Below are 14,285 nucleotides of genomic sequence, written 5' to 3'. Positions count from 1 at the left end.
GAAGCTCTGGTGGAGGACTTACCTGTGGACAACCTGTGGATCTGGCTGGTCGCGGCCGTCGTCGTGATCGCCGCGATTGCCGGCATCGCGTTCGGCGTCCGCGCGTCGCGCTCGAAGTCAGCGGAAGTCGAGGCGCCCGCTGGAGAGCCGCAGGTCGAGGCCCCGAAGGCGGCCGAGCCGAAAGCCGAGGCGGCGAAACCGGCCGCTCCGGCCGTCGAGGTGCCCGAGCCCGTCGAGGGCCGCCTGGTGCGGCTGCGCTCGCGCCTGGCCCGTTCGAACAACGCGCTGGGGAAGGGCCTGCTGGCGCTCCTGGCGAGCGACAAGCTCGACGACGACGTGTGGGACGAGGTCGAGGAGACCCTGCTGACCGCTGATGTGGGCATCGCGGACACGACCGCGGTCGTCGAGAGCCTGCGCGAGCGGGTGAAGGTCCTCGGCACCCGCGATCCCGAAGAGCTGCGCCGCCTGCTGAAGGCCGAGCTCACCGCCGTCCTGGAGCCGGAACTCGACCGCTCGATCGCCACCGTCTCGCCTTCGGGCGAGGGCCCGGCCGTGATCTTGATGGTCGGTGTCAACGGCTCCGGCAAGACCACGACCTGCGGCCGCGTGGCCCGCGTGCTCATCGCCGAGGACAAGACCGTGCTCATGGGCGCGGCGGACACGTTCCGCGCCGCCGCCGCCGAGCAGCTGGAGACCTGGGGCTCCCGGGTGGGCGCGAAGGTGGTGCGCCGCGACGCGGGCGCCGACCCCGCCTCGGTCGCGTTCGACGCCGTGAAGGCCGGGGCCGAGGAGGGCGCCGACGTCGTCCTGATCGACACCGCCGGGCGGCTCCAGAACAAGGCCGGCCTGATGGACGAGCTCGGGAAGGTCAAGCGGGTCGTCGAGAAGCAGGGCCCGGTGGCCGAGACCCTGCTCGTGCTCGACGCCACGACCGGCCAGAACGGGCTGCAGCAGGCGAAGGTCTTCGGCGAGGTCTGCGACGTCACCGGCATCGTGCTCACCAAACTCGACGGCAGCGCCAAGGGCGGGATCGTGATCGCGGTTCAGCGGCAGTTGGGGGTACCGGTTAAGCTGGTCGGACTCGGGGAGGGGCCGGACGACCTGGCCCCGTTCGAAGTCGGAGCGTTCGTCGACGCGATTGTCGACGGCGCCGAGTCCTGACACCCCTCAACCAAGACGCCAGGCACTGCGGGGACCGGTGAGCCAAGACGAGATTCCGCTGATCGGCGGCAACACGAGCACGGTCGTCCGGCTGGGCGACACGGTCCGCCGGAACACGGGACCATGGACGCCCGCCGTCCACGCGCTGCTGCGGCACCTCGACGGCGCCGGTTTCACCGGTGCGCCGCGGGTGCTGGGCGTCGACGAGCACGCCCGCGAGGTGCTCTCGTTCGTCGAGGGCGAGCCGGGCAAGTATCCGCTGGCACCGCATTGGACGACCGACGAGACCATGAGCGCGGTCGCGAAGATGCTGCGCATGTTCCACGACGCGCAGTACGGCTTCCGGCCGCCGCAGGGGGCCACTTGGCGGTCCTTCGGGCCGCCGCCGCCCGACACCGAGGTCATCTGCCACCACGACGCCGCGCCGCACAACGTGGTGTGGCGGCCGGACGGGACGCTCTCGCTCATCGACTTCGACCTGGCGAGCCCCGGCGCGCGGATCTACGACGTCGCGTACGCGGCCTGGACCTGGGTGCCGATCTTCACGGACCGGGACTCGATCACGTTGGGCTGGAAGAAGCCCGATCGGGCGCGGCGGCTGCGGATGTTCGCCGACGCGTACGGGCTCTCCGACCGCGACCGGCAGCGCTTCATCAAGGTGATCCGCAAGCGGATCGTGGACCACATCGAGGGCATCCGGCGGATGGCCCAGGCTGGCGATCCCGCGTTCGAGCGGATCGTCGAGAAGGGGCACCTGCGCCGCCCAGCCCGGGACCTGCGACTGCTGGACGCCGAGCGCTACATCCTGGACGAGGCGCTGCGTTAGACGTCGCCCGCTCGGCGCGGGTGTTCCTCCACGACGAAGACCCACCGACGAGCCGGGAGCCGGGGGTCTTCGCCGAAGCCGCAAGGCCTGAGGCCAGACGGGTCGCACGGATGGAGCGCTCCCAACGATGCTCGAGCGATGGGTCGCCGTTCATTGTTCTGGGGAGCGCCGCCAAGTGCGGCTTCTTGATGGTTTTCGAGGGAAGTGCAGCAAATCTATCGTGCGAGCGCTTGCCTGTCAATAGATAGGCAAATGTCAATATCAAGGGCGTGCGAGCGCCCCGACCGCATCCGCGATGCCGCCGGAGCGCTCGTTCTCCTCGACCCCGAGGCTTTACTCGAGCAGGTCGTCCGACCTGCTCAGCACATGCGCGGCCACCGTCCGGCTCAGCTCCACACCCGCCACGTCGGCCGTGCGGGAGTGGATGCCCGACCAGACCCGCGCGTCGACGTTCTCAGTCGTCAGCGGATGCCAGGTCGTGTACGTGCGGGTCACGCCCGGCGCACTCGGGCTCGGGATGGTGAACGCCGCGCCCGGCCCGTCGCCGACCAGCTGCGTGAGCACCTCCTCGGCGGAACCGGAGTACGTGTTGTGCCCGCTCGGGTAGTCCGGGTGCGACGGCGTGGTGTGCAGGGGCGCCCACGACGGGTCCTGCGCGGTCTGCGGGTCGCCGTCGTCCAACGGCCCGGCGATCGCCGTCACCGGCCGCCAGAGCACGTGGGCGTACTTGCTGTCCGAGGTGGCGATCTGCGTGTCCACCGAGGCGACGTGGAACAGCGCCACCAGCTCGACCTGCTCGCGCAGCGAACCCCGGTGATGCTCCAGCGCGGCCCGCAGCACCGGCGTGTACAGCGTGAACGAGCTGCCGAGCCAGAACTGCGCGGTGTCGGTCTGCGCCTGGGTCCGGACGGTGCTGTGCAAAGCGCCGTACACGCGGACCTCTTCGACATCGGCCCGGTACGCGGCCGAACCGAGCGCGGGCGGCGCCGGCAGACGGAACTGTTCCCCGCTGTCGAGCGCGAACGGCACCGCGTGGCGCGTGCCCGCCTGCAGGCCGGGGCCGAAGGCCGTCGGCGTCGGCTGCCAGACCCCGGGCGCGGCGGCGGGCGGCGTCCAGGCGACGTTGACCGAAGCCGGATCGAGGCCGTCGCCCTCCCGCTCGGTCAGCAGCGCGTCGGCGCGTGCGACGCCTGCCGCGGCTCCCCTGCGCTTGGCGCTTCCATCCGGAATCGCGGCGAGCGCTTCGGCGAGGGCCGCATCGAGTTCGGTGGCCCGCGCGGGCGTGATGACAGTCAGCGCACGATGCACCGCCGTGGCGAGCGCGGCCTCGCGGTAGTGGGATGCGTTGGCGCCGTGGGGAACCCGCCGGACGGCGCGGGCGGCCGCGAGCCAGGCGACGGCCCAGGTGCGGCTGTTGGTGACCTGCGTCGGAGCGGGCGCGGCGGTGACCGTGGCGTCGGTCGTATCGAACCAGCGCAGTGCGGCAGCTGAAGCTGCGGGCCCGGCCGAGCCCGGAGCGGCGACGCCGACGGCGCCCGCGGCGGCGACCGGTGCGGCGGCGAGGATCGCGCGGCGGGAGACGGCGGTGCGACGGGTGGAGGACATGGTGCTCCTTGTGGTGTGCAGTACGAATGAAGGCGTGAAGCAATAGGTCGGACGCGTGCGTGCGGACGGCCCTGTCGCGGCGACTGCGGCGCCGACCTGCGGTATCGGCGGGAATTCGGGATCGGCAGTGCCGTGCGAAAGCCTTTGCGGCTCAGAGGGAAGTGGATCCGGGGCGCTCAGGGGGAGCGGGCGGCAAGGACCGGCGGGATCGGGTCAGCGACAGAGGGCGCTGGCGACGCGCATCTGGTCTACCTCGCGCCGCTGTGCGAGAGCGTTGGCGGGCTTCATGACTCGAATATAACAGTACTCCTACCGGAATACTAGACATTAAACCGCATCGTATTTCAGCACGGTTCTCTCAGCTCGCGGTCCAGCGAAGTTCGCGGGACGCCAAGGGCCCGTACGGGGTCACGGCGGCCAGCGCCGCCCGGTGCTCGCCCGGCTCGCGGTCGAGTACACGCGCGAACCGCTGCCGCCCTTGCACAGTGATGGTCTCGCCGTTCCAGGACCCGGCGACCGCATACGGGTGCACGGGTTTCAACTCGACCGCCGGTGCGCCGCCGATCGCGGTGACGCCGATCGCGAGGTCGGAGAGCCGCGGGTAGGCGTCGGCGCTGTCGCGGACGAGGCGCTCGGTAGCGAGGACCTGGCCGTCCTGGAAGACCGGCACGAATCCCTTCGGCTCCCAGGCGATCCCGGAGACCGAGGCGTGCGCGAAGTACGCCGCCCACAGGGCCGGGTCCTTCATGAGCTCGCGCGCGCCGACGTGCACCGGCCGCGCGGGGTGTCCGCGCGCTTGCAGTTCGGGCAGGCTCAGCGGCTTGCCGTGCTCATCGGCCCAGTACGCCCCGTGCTGGCCGTCGAGCAGCACCCACTGGTCGAGGTCGTCGATCCAGGCCTCGGCCACGGCGTGGCCCTGCCCGATGCCGTCGTGGTAGTCCCCGCGTCGCAGCCAGACCCTGCGGGCCGGGACGCGGAGCGCGTTGAGTCCTTGGGCGAGCACGATCGAGTACTCGACGCAGGAGTAGCGCGCGCCGTTCGCGACCTGTTCGAGCACGTCCAGGGCGTCGCCGGCGTTGATGCGGGCGTTGGCGTGCCGCCACAGCCCGGCCGTCCACCCCAGGAGCGTCTTGGCGGTCTCCCAAGCGCCCTCGCCGGGCCGGGGGAGGCGCGGCAGCAGCTGCGGCACGCGGTGGGCCTCAGCGCGGTCGAGGCGCAGCGGCGCGGCCGGTCCGGGCTCGGGCCAGGCGGTGAGCCGCAGCGCGGGCACGGGAACGTTCGCGCGGGCGCGCTCGATCACCCGCTGCCAGTCCGGGTCCGCGCCGAACGCCGCCGAGAGCTCGGGTTCGAACAGGTCGGTCTGGTGGAACCCGGCGTCGATCGCCTCGTCGAGCCGCGACCGCGCATTCCTGAGCCCGACCTTGTGGGCGGCGATCGCGAGGGAGGGGGCCCACAGGTCGCGCCAGAACTCGGTGTCGGCGCGGAGGATCCGCTCGAGGTCGAGGAGGGTCCACCAGCGGGCGCCGCGCATGGCGTCCTGGGCGACCGTGCGCACGCGCGCGAGCTTCGCCGGGCTGGGCGCCGGGTCGGCCTGCGAGCTGCGACGGCTGGGCTGTGTCATGCGTATGAGGGTAGAGTCACTCGGCCGCCACTCGCAAACGCTGTTGTGCCGCGTCAGGGCCTCCGCTAGAGTGGGCGGCATGATCTTTTAGAAGAGATTCGGCCGCCTCCTGCGATGAGGCCGCCAATACGACTGAGTGCCAAGTTCTCGAGACGTCGAGTCAGACTCCGTTTCGCGCTCACGTCTCTTCACTCTCTACCCGAAAAGGGGAAGCGTATGACCGCCGAAGCTCCCAAGGCCCAAGAAGCCGCAGAAGAAGCAACCGAAGGCACCGCCGAGGAGCCGCTGAACCGCGAGCAGCGCCGCGCGCTCGCCCGCGGCAAGAAGGCTGAGAAGACCGGCCACCAGCCCATCGGCAACAAGAAGGGCGGCGTCCGCTCCCAGATGCCTAAGGGCGGGCCCGCCAAGTTCCAGCTCCCGACCAAGAACGGTTAAGGAGCGCGGCTAGCACGCACACGAGACGGGCGGCGAACCGAGAGGTCCGCCGCCCGCTTTTTCATTGCCCGATCAGATCGCTTCGCAGGTCACGGCCGGCATCTCGGTCGGACTGGACGCGATGAAGCCGAAGACCTCGCGGCTCTGGCCGCTGGCGACGGAGGCGTTCCAGCCCACGTCCTGCGCGGTCACGCCCGCACCGGAGGCCGTCAGGTCGGCGTTCCAGCTGCTCGTGATCCGGGTGGCCCCGGCCCACGTCCAGGTGAGCCGCCAGCCGTCGACGGCGCCCTGGTCGGCGGTGACGGTGACGTTCCCCTGCCAGCCGCCGCCCCAGGAGCTGACCACGGCGATCTTCGCGGTGCAGTCGCCCTCGGCGGGGCCGCCGGTGGTCGGATCGTCGCTGGGGGTCGAGGTCGGCGTGGTCGGGTCCGGGTCGTCGCCGTAGACCGAGGCGCGCTCGGCGGTGTTCCCGATGCCGTAGGTGGACTCGAAGATCCGCTCGCCGTAGGTGGTCATCTGGTTCGGGTCGAAGCTGAGCACCTGGTCGAGGATCGGATCGCTGTTGCCCGAGTACGACCAGCCGATCCAGCCGATGCCGCGCGCGTGCGCCTCCGACTGGATGGTCTCCCAGGCGACCGTGGAGCCCTGGTGGGTGTCGGCGTACTCGCCGACGATGAGCGGCAGGTTCATCGCCTCGAACGCGTCGAAGTAGTCGATGACGGTCTGCGGGGAGCTGTAGACCTGGTACATGTGCACCGAGAACAGCGTGTTGCCGAGCGGGTCGGCCGCCGCCACCGCGGGGGCGTTGTCCCGCATGGTGTTGGTCCAGTCCTGGCCCCAGTTCGGGGCGTCCACGACCAGGGTGTGCTCGAAGCCGATGTCGCGCATGCGGTCGACGGCGTTCACCGTGGCCTGGGTCCACTGGGCGGGGTTGGTGTTGCCGATCGGCTCGTTCCCGATGTTGATGAGCACGTAGGCCTCTTCGCCCTCCAAGACGGAGTACAGGCCCTCCCAGTAGGTGACGGCCTGGTCGAGGCTGGCCGCGCCGGCCTCTTCGCCGTAGCCGGTGGTGTCGTGGACTTCGAGGACGCAGATGAGGCGCTGGGCCTTGCATTCGTCCACGATCTGCTGCACGCGCGCTCCGCTGGTGGTGCCCCAGTTGCGTTGGCCGGAGCCGAGGACGACGCGGACGGTGTTGGCGCCGAGGTCGCTGATCTCGCCGAAGCTCTCGAACTCGCCCTGGTACCAGACGTCGGGGTGGGTGGAGCCGCGCATGATGAACGGGTTGCCGTTGGCGTCGATGAGCCGCGTGCCCTCGATCGAGAATCCGCCGGTCTGCTGCGCGCTCGCCGGGATCAGCTGCCAGACCCCCGCGAAGGCGACGGCCAGAGCGGCGGCGGTTGCCATGAGCCACTTGCGCATGCGGCGGCGGCGTGTCAGTCGACGCCGTGCCGGGGCGGCGTCGGGTGAGCCGGTTTCCATGTCGATCCCATCTGTAGATCCGGGTGGGAGGTGAATCGGTTAATCACCGCTTCAACATAGAGAACCATAAATATTGATGGGGTTCAAGATGTGCCGCGAGATTGGTCCGTGGGCGGGCCGGAACTGCGAGGACCGCCGCGGGCCGCGGCTCAGGCCTGGGCCAGCCCCGTCGAGCCGCGCGGCGAGAGCTGCGCGGGCCTGCACTGAACCGAGAAAGTTCGCGATTCGGTGCTCGGCGGCTCGCTCACTTTGTTCTCGCCGATGAGCGTCAGGAGGACTTCGGCGCATTTGGAGCCGTATGCCGGGATGTCCCGGGTCAGCGAGGTGAGGGCCGGGTGGGTGAGGCGGCACAGCGGCGAGTCGTCCCAGGCCACGACCGACAGCTGCTCGGGGATTTCGAGGCCGAGCTCGTGCGCGACGCCGAGGCCGGCCACGGCCATCACGTCGTTGTCGTAGACGATCGCGGTGGGGCGCTTGGACGAGGAGAGCAGCCGCCTGGTGATCTGGGCGCCCTGCTCGCCGGTGTAGTCGCTGTGGATGGTCGTGACGGTTTCGAAGTCGAGTTCGGCCGCGGTGTCGGCGTACGCCTGGTCGCGGATCGCGGTGTGGAGCAGGCCCGGGATGCCCGCGACGCGGGCGACGCGGCGGTGGCCCAAGGTGTACAGGTACTCGAGGATGTCGCGGCACGGCTCGACGTCGTCGTGCCAGACCGCCGGGACCCGCGCGCCCTCGACCGGACCGCCCACGGCCACGGCGGGAAGCCCGAGGTCGGCGATGAAGTCGAGGCGGCGGTCGCTGGTGCCGATGTCGCACAGCAGCACGCCGTCGACGCGCCGCTCGGCCCACCAGCGCCGGTAGACCTCCAGCTCCTCCTCGACGGTGCCCACGATCTGGAGCGTGAGGCCGAAGGACCCGGCCGAGAGGGTGGCCTCGATGCCGCTGATGAGCTCCATGTAGTACGGCTCGATGCCGATGGTGCGCGCGGAGCGGCGCAGCGCGATGCCCACGGCCTGCGCGGAGGAGACCGAGAGGGAGCGGGCGGCCCGGTTGGGGACGAAGCCCATCTCGGCGGCTATGGCGAGGATCTTGGTCCGCGTGGCCTCCGAGACCCCGGGCCTCCCGTTGAGGGCGTAGGAGACCGCGCCCTTCGACACTCCCGCCGCGGCGGCGATGTCGGCGATGGTGACTCGCCTGGTCATCGGTGGTCCTCTCAGGTGGCTTCGGGTACGGCCCGCGTTAGGGCCTGGCCTGTGGATCAGGGCGAGGCGCCGGTTCCAAGACTCTAGCGCACGGTTTCGGCGAACCGGTTCAGCGTGCTTCTTCGATATATCGACAACCATAATTTCAATTGGGTCACGGTGCGGTCAAGTCATTGCCTGGGTGTGAGATGAGATATAGGTTCGGGTCACTTACTCGGTTAAGCGCTGTCGTCCCACGAGTCCCGTAAGCCGCGCTGTGCCCCGCCGGTGGACCCCTTACCCGAACGGAGTGAACGTCACCGTGATCTCGAAGCATGGGGTCCCTCGCGATGCCCTTGATGAAGCAGCGGTGCAGCATCATGGGCATCGCCCTTTCGGGTATCAAGGCATGAGTACGTTCGGACCGGGACGCTCTAGGGCGAGCGTCCCGCGCCGTGCCCATCGCTCGCTAACCAAGGCATAGGAGTCTCTTTGAGCGCCAAGCGAACCCTGCACGAAGGCTGGACCGTCACCGGCGACCCCGGGGCCCCGGTGGCCGTCGACGCGATCCCGGCGTCCGTGCCAGGCGAAGTGGTCGCCGACCTACTGGCCGCAGGCCTCACCGGCGACCCGTACGTGGACGAGGCCGAGCGCGACCTGGCCTGGGTCGGCCGGCACGACTGGACCTACCGGACCTCGTTCGCCTATGAAGCGGGCGACTGGGACGGGATCGACCTGGTCTTCGACGGGCTCGACACGGTCGCCCGGATCAGTCTCAACGGCACCGTCATCGGCGAGACCGCGAACATGCACCGCCGCTACCGCTTCAACGTGCGCGAGCGCATCCGCCAGGGCGCCAACGAACTCGAGGTGCACTTCACCGCGCCGTACACCTACGCCGAGGCCCAGCGCGACCGGCTCGGCGACCGTCCGAACGCCTACCCCGAGCCCGGCAACTTCATCCGCAAGGCCGCCTGCAACTTCGGCTGGGACTGGGGTCCGAACCTCGCGGGAGCCGGGATCTGGCGGCCGGTGCGCCTGGAGTGCTGGAAGACCGCGAGGATCGCCGAGGTGATCCCGCGGGTCGACGTCGCCGACGGCCGCGGCATCCTCGACCTCGCAGTGCGCCTTGACAAAGCGGCCGAGACGGACCTGGAACTCGTCTGCACGGTCGAGGGCCGGGGGCAGGTGGCCCGAGTGCCCGCCGGGACGGACACCGCCGAGATCCGCTTCGAAGTCGAGGACCCCGAGCTGTGGTGGCCGCGCGGCTACGGGAGCCAGCGCCTCTACGCGGTCAGCGTCGACCTGGTATCGCGGCCTGACGTGCTCGACTCCTGGCGCTGGAGGATCGGATTCCGCACCGTCGAACTGGACACTGAACCCGACGGGCACGGTCGGCCGTACCAGCTCAAGGTCAACGGTGCGCCGATCTGGGTCAAGGGCGCCAACTGGATCCCCGACGACGTCCTGCCCTCCCGGGTCGGCGCGGACCGCTACGCGCGGCGGCTCTCCCAAGCGGCGGCGGCCAACATCAACTGCATCCGCGTGTGGGGCGGGGGGATCTACGAGTCGGACGACTTCTACGCCCTGTGCGACCGTCTCGGGCTCCTCGTCATGCAGGACTTCCTGTTCGCGTGCGCCGCATACCCCGAAGAGGAACCTTTCTGGTCCGAAGTAGAGGAAGAGGCGCGGGACAACCTGGTCCGCCTCGCACCGCACCCGAGCCTGGTCACCTGGACCGGCAACAACGAGAACCTCTGGGGCTGGCACGACTGGGACTGGCAGGGCGACCTCGGCGAGCGCACCTGGGGCGCGGGCTACTACCACGACCTGCTTCCGAAGCTCGTGGCCGAAGTGGACGGCACCCGACCGTACTGGCCCGGCAGCCCCTATTCCGGCACACGCGAACTGCACCCGAACGAGCAGGCGCACGCGTCCGTCCACATCTGGGACGTCTGGAACGACCTCGACTACACCCGCTACCGCGACTGGAAGCCGCGGTTCGTCGCCGAGTTCGGCTACCAGGCCCCGCCCACCTGGGCCACGGTGCGGCGCATGGTCAGCGACGAACCGCTCGAAGCCGCGAGCCCGGCGATGCTGTGGCACCAGAAGGCCGCGAGCGGCCAGGAGAAGCTCCAGCGCGGCCTCGACGCCCACCTGCCGCCCGTGCGCGATTTCGATGACTGGCTGTATTTCACGCAGGTCAACCAGGCCCGCGCGATCCGGCTCGGCATCGAGTACTTCCGCTCGCTCCAGCCCTACTGCTCCGGCGCGATCATGTGGCAGCTCAACGACTGCTGGCCCGTCACCTCGTGGGCCGCGATCGACGGCGAGGAGCGGCTCAAGCCGCTCTGGTACGCGCTGCGCGACGTCTTCGCCGAGCGCCTCGTGACCTTCCAACCCGAGGGCGACGGCCTGAACATGGTGGTGGTCAACGACTCCGCCGAGACCTGGGCGGGCGTGATCGGCTTCTGGAAGTGCAACGCCGAGGGCCGCATCATCGGCCGGGCGCTCGTGCAGATGGAGATCGACCCGCGCGACACCGCCGTGCTCGAACTCGAGCCGGGCGCGATCCCGAAGGACGGCGAATTCCTGATGACCGGCCGCGAGGACTTCCCGCGAGCAACCTGGTTCACCAAGGAGGACAAGGACATGGACTGGCCGAAGGCCCGGTTCACGACCGAAGTCGCCGCGATCGACGGCGGCGTCGCCGTCACCGTCCACGCCGAGAGCGTGCTCCGCGACCTGTGCCTGTTCGCCGACCGCCTCGACTCGGACGCGGTGGTGGACAAGGCCCTCATCACGCTCGTCCCCGGTGAGCAGGTCACCTTCACCGTCCAGAGCGAGGCGATCGCCGCCTCGCCCGAACTCCAGCGGGCGCTGACCGCGAAGCCGGTCCTGCGGGCCGTCAACGACTAGAGCAGCCCGGGCACACGAATGCGATTTGCGGGCCTGGGCCAAGTCCTGGAACGCCGACTCGAACTGATCGAAGGATCGGGCAGAATCTCACTCATGGTCTCGAATCTGCAGAACGTCGCGATCGACAGTGCGAATGCCTATGAGCTGGCCCGGTTCTGGAGTGCGGTGTTCGACGCTCCGATGCATCCGGAGGACAAACCCGGTGACCATGAGACCGAAGTGCTCCTGCCGGGCGGCCCGGCCATCTTCTTCAACCAGGTGCCGGAGCCGAAGACGATCAAGAACCGGCTTCACCTTTGCCTGCGCCCGGAGGCCACTCGCGAGGAAGAGGTCGCCCGGCTGATGAAGCTCGGCGCCACCCAGGTCGCCGATCACCGCGGACCTGACGGCGGTGGCTGGATCGTCCTCGCGGACCCCGAAGGCAATGAGTTCTGCGTCCTCCGCGGTGACGCCGAACGGGCATCGGACGCTTCCTGAACCCGACATGGGCGGATAGGCCCACGCAGGGTGGTCGGTCGGAGATCATCCCCGACACTCCGCCATCGGGGGCCAGCCACCCATCACCCGACTGACCAACCTCCCCGAACATCACATCTAGGACGGTCCCGCGGCTGCTGCCGTGGGACCGTTTCGCATTGCATCCCAGCAAGATCAACTTATCGAGGTACTTGAATATAAGAAGGCAATCGGTTACCGTACTCGAGGTAAGCGCTGTCACTCCCTCTTGAAAGCAGTTCGCCATGGCCCCTCTCTCGCGCCGAATCCTGCTCGCCACCGGTGCCGCCACAGCCGCCGCCGTCGCGATCCCCGCTGCGGCCCAAGCACATCGAGGCCATTTCGGCCGCTACGGATCCCCCGACGACCGCCTCAGCGCCGACACCTTCTACGTCCACGCGGGCGGCCGAGGCGACCACACGACAGTGCAGGCGGCCGTGGACGCCGCCGCACCCGGCTCCACTGTCGTGATCGCCGCGGGCACCTACCGCGAACTCGTCCAAGTGACGATCGCCGACCTGACCTTCATCGGCGCGACGGACGACCCGCAGGACGTCGTGATCGTCTACGACCTGGCCGCAGGGACGCTGAACCCCGACGGCACCACGGTCGGCACCTCCGGTTCCGCCACCGTCAAGCTCGACGGCGCCGGTTTCACCGCCCACGCCGTCACCTTCGCCAACGACTGGCTCCGCGCCGACCACCCCGGCGTGAGCGGCACCCAGGCCGTGGCCTGCCGCGTCCGCGGCGACCGCTCGGCGTTCTACCGCTGCCGCTTCCTCGGCCACCAGGACACGCTCTACGCCGACTCCTCGGCGGTCGCGGTCGCCGCCCGCCAGTATTACCGCCGCTGCCACATCGAAGGCGACGTCGACTTCATCTTCGGGCGCGGCACCGCGGTCTTCGACCGCTGCGAGATCCACTGCGTCGAACGCGACGTGACCTTCACCCCGAAGGGCATGCCGTGGGCCCCTTCCACGTCCAGGGAGTTCGAGTACGGCTATCTGGCGACCGGCTGCCGTGTCACCTCCGCCGCGGGCGACGCCGAGTACAAGCTCTCCCGGCCGTGGGTCCCCGGCTCGAACCCGTCCGCCTGGCCCTCCCTGACGATCCGCGACAGCTGGCTCGGCCCCGGGATCGACGCCGCCGCGCCGTATACGGTCATGAGCAGCGGCTACCCCTGGCAGGATCAGCGGTACGCCGAGTACGCGAACATCGGCCCGGGCGCCGCGATCATCGACCCTTCCACCAGGCCGCGCCAACTCGCCGAAGACGAAGCGGCCGAACACACCACGGAGGCCTACTTGGGCGACTGGAATCCGCAGCACGCACCGGACGCGCCGGCCCCGAAGACCCGCGACTTCACGATCTTCGTCGCCGGGGACTCGACGGCCTCCACCTATGCCGGCTGGCGCTCCCCGAGAGCGGGCTGGGGCCAGGCGCTGGAGGTCTTCACCACCGGCGTTGTCTCCGTGGAGAACCGGGCCTGGTCGGGAGCGAGCTCCAAGAGCCACACGGACAGGGGCGTGCTCGATGCGATCGCCGCGAAGATCGAGCCGGGCGACTGGCTCCTGATCTCCTTCGGCCACAACGACTCGAAGATCGAGGACCCGAACCGCGGCACCGACCCGTACACGACCTACCAGCAGTACCTGCGCGGCTACCTCGAAGTCGCCCGCCTCCGCCGCGCGAACCCGGTGCTGGTCACCTCGGTCGAACGCCGCCGCTTCAAGGACGGCAAACCGGTCGAGTCCCTGGGCGAGTACCCGGAGGCCATGCGCGCCTTGGCAGAAGAGGAGGGCGTCCCGCTGATCGACCTCCACGCGGCGAGCCTCGCCCTGTGGGCCGAGCTCGGCGAGGAGCGGACCAAGGACTACTTCCTGTGGATCGACCCCGGCCACGAGCACTACCCCGACGGCATCCAGGACAACACGCACTTCCAAGCGACCGGCGCCATCGAAGTGGCCCGCCTGATCGCCAGGGCCGCGGCGCGCCAGCACCTGATGAAGGGCGCCTTCGAAGGCCTCCGCCGCAACCCGGACCCGAGCGAGCTCACCTGGCCCGAGGCGATCAGCGAGCCGCCCCTCTAACGGCCGGGCGAGAGGTACCGCGTGACGCCGGTTCGCTTGGCCTCCAGGGCGATCGGCAAGCGGCGCCGACCGTTGGCGGAGAGCAGCCGCAAGGCTTCGTCGGTCGGGAGGAACCGGAACTCGCCGAGTTCCTCGTCGTCGAGCCGGATCCGGTCGGCGTCGATGGTCCCGCCGTCGAAGATGAAGACGAGCAACGGGAACGGCCGGTCCTCGGTCGCCTGCGTCCAGTCGACGAGGAGGAGATCGCCGAGTTCGACGTCGACTCCGATCTCCTCCTTGACCTCTCGGCGGCAGGCCTGTTCGGGGGTCTCGCCCTCCTCGAGCTGGCCGCCGACGAAGAGCCAGTGGTCGCGGTAGTTCGGCTTGACCACGAGGACGCGCCCGGCCGTATCGGTGAACAGCGCCCCGGCTGCCGCGAGGTGCTTCGGAAGCCGATCGAGCCATTCGTGCGGCGATGCATCAGGAGACATGGC

Annotated in this window: 11 protein-coding genes; 6 read left to right on the top strand and 5 right to left on the bottom strand. The window is 69.7% G+C overall.

Features of this window, described 5'->3' with window-relative positions:
* The first annotated feature begins 33 nt into the window (after positions 1-33).
* Both ftsY and O1R50_RS14615 read left to right on the top strand, forming a co-directional pair.
* Complete coding sequence (gene ftsY, locus O1R50_RS14620) at positions 34-1,161, top strand: signal recognition particle-docking protein FtsY (protein ID WP_408612701.1); 1,128 nt, start codon at positions 34-36, stop codon at positions 1,159-1,161.
* Positions 1,162-1,198: 37 nt separating this feature from the next.
* Positions 1,199-1,987: a phosphotransferase enzyme family protein gene (locus O1R50_RS14615; protein WP_270110812.1), complete on the top strand. Its 789-nt coding sequence runs from the start codon at positions 1,199-1,201 to the stop codon at positions 1,985-1,987.
* A 333-nt stretch (positions 1,988-2,320) separates the two neighbouring features.
* Here the strand turns inward: O1R50_RS14615 and O1R50_RS14610 are convergent, their stop codons facing one another.
* Complete coding sequence (locus tag O1R50_RS14610) at positions 2,321-3,592, bottom strand: vanadium-dependent haloperoxidase (protein ID WP_270110811.1); 1,272 nt, start codon at positions 3,590-3,592, stop codon at positions 2,321-2,323.
* A gap of 358 nt (positions 3,593-3,950) precedes the next feature.
* Positions 3,951-5,213, bottom strand: a complete 1,263-nt coding sequence (locus O1R50_RS14605; protein WP_270110810.1) for a hypothetical protein — start codon at positions 5,211-5,213, stop codon at positions 3,951-3,953.
* 216 nt (positions 5,214-5,429) lie between these two features.
* Between O1R50_RS14605 and O1R50_RS14600 the strand changes: the two genes are divergently transcribed.
* Positions 5,430-5,648 (top strand): hypothetical protein, encoded by a 219-nt coding sequence (locus tag O1R50_RS14600; RefSeq protein WP_270110809.1) that lies wholly within the window; start codon positions 5,430-5,432, stop codon positions 5,646-5,648.
* 72 nt (positions 5,649-5,720) lie between these two features.
* Here O1R50_RS14600 and O1R50_RS14595 read toward each other — a convergent pair whose 3' ends face one another.
* Together O1R50_RS14595 and O1R50_RS14590 are read right to left on the bottom strand one after the other, a co-directional pair.
* Complete coding sequence (locus O1R50_RS14595; protein WP_270110808.1) at positions 5,721-7,130, bottom strand: cellulase family glycosylhydrolase; 1,410 nt, start codon at positions 7,128-7,130, stop codon at positions 5,721-5,723.
* 149 nt (positions 7,131-7,279) lie between these two features.
* On the bottom strand, positions 7,280-8,329 hold the full coding sequence (locus tag O1R50_RS14590) for a LacI family DNA-binding transcriptional regulator (protein WP_270110807.1): 1,050 nt from the start codon (positions 8,327-8,329) through the stop codon (positions 7,280-7,282).
* A 471-nt stretch (positions 8,330-8,800) separates the two neighbouring features.
* Between O1R50_RS14590 and O1R50_RS14585 the strand changes: the two genes are divergently transcribed.
* The 3 genes from O1R50_RS14585 (at position 8,801) to O1R50_RS14575 (ending at position 13,812) form a co-directional block, all read left to right on the top strand.
* Positions 8,801-11,227, top strand: coding sequence for a glycoside hydrolase family 2 protein (locus tag O1R50_RS14585; RefSeq protein WP_270110806.1), 2,427 nt, complete (start codon positions 8,801-8,803; stop codon positions 11,225-11,227).
* A gap of 93 nt (positions 11,228-11,320) precedes the next feature.
* The gene (locus O1R50_RS14580; protein WP_270110805.1) at positions 11,321-11,704 is read left to right on the top strand and encodes a VOC family protein; all 384 of its coding nucleotides are present in this window, start codon (positions 11,321-11,323) and stop codon (positions 11,702-11,704) included.
* Positions 11,705-11,967: 263 nt separating this feature from the next.
* Positions 11,968-13,812, top strand: coding sequence for a pectinesterase family protein (locus tag O1R50_RS14575; RefSeq protein ID WP_270110804.1), 1,845 nt, complete (start codon positions 11,968-11,970; stop codon positions 13,810-13,812).
* Here O1R50_RS14575 and O1R50_RS14570 read toward each other — a convergent pair.
* A complete protein-coding gene (locus O1R50_RS14570; protein ID WP_270110803.1) occupies positions 13,809-14,282 on the bottom strand; it encodes an NUDIX domain-containing protein in 474 nt (157 codons plus the stop codon). The two genes, O1R50_RS14575 and O1R50_RS14570, sit on opposite strands and share 4 nt — an antisense overlap.
* Positions 14,283-14,285 lie beyond the last annotated feature (3 nt).

The organism is Glycomyces luteolus (assembly GCF_027622875.1).
Taxonomy (GTDB): domain Bacteria; phylum Actinomycetota; class Actinomycetes; order Mycobacteriales; family Micromonosporaceae; genus Glycomyces; species Glycomyces luteolus.
The sequence above is the reverse complement of the archived record's forward strand: the minus strand, read 5'-3'. Positions and strand labels throughout refer to the sequence as shown.

Excerpts from the sequence above, each read along its gene's own strand:
- O1R50_RS14570 (WP_270110803.1), bottom strand. The coding sequence starts at position 14,282 with ATGTCTCCTGATGCATCGCCGCACGAATGGCTCGATCGGCTTCCGAAG.
- O1R50_RS14575 (WP_270110804.1), top strand. The coding sequence starts at position 11,968 with ATGGCCCCTCTCTCGCGCCGAATCCTGCTCGCCACCGGTGCCGCCACA.
- O1R50_RS14595 (WP_270110808.1), bottom strand. The coding sequence starts at position 7,130 with ATGGAAACCGGCTCACCCGACGCCGCCCCGGCACGGCGTCGACTGACA.
- O1R50_RS14580 (WP_270110805.1), top strand. The coding sequence starts at position 11,321 with ATGGTCTCGAATCTGCAGAACGTCGCGATCGACAGTGCGAATGCCTAT.
- O1R50_RS14600 (WP_270110809.1), top strand. The coding sequence starts at position 5,430 with ATGACCGCCGAAGCTCCCAAGGCCCAAGAAGCCGCAGAAGAAGCAACC.
- O1R50_RS14590 (WP_270110807.1), bottom strand. The coding sequence starts at position 8,329 with ATGACCAGGCGAGTCACCATCGCCGACATCGCCGCCGCGGCGGGAGTG.
- O1R50_RS14610 (WP_270110811.1), bottom strand. The coding sequence starts at position 3,592 with ATGTCCTCCACCCGTCGCACCGCCGTCTCCCGCCGCGCGATCCTCGCC.
- O1R50_RS14605 (WP_270110810.1), bottom strand. The coding sequence starts at position 5,213 with ATGACACAGCCCAGCCGTCGCAGCTCGCAGGCCGACCCGGCGCCCAGC.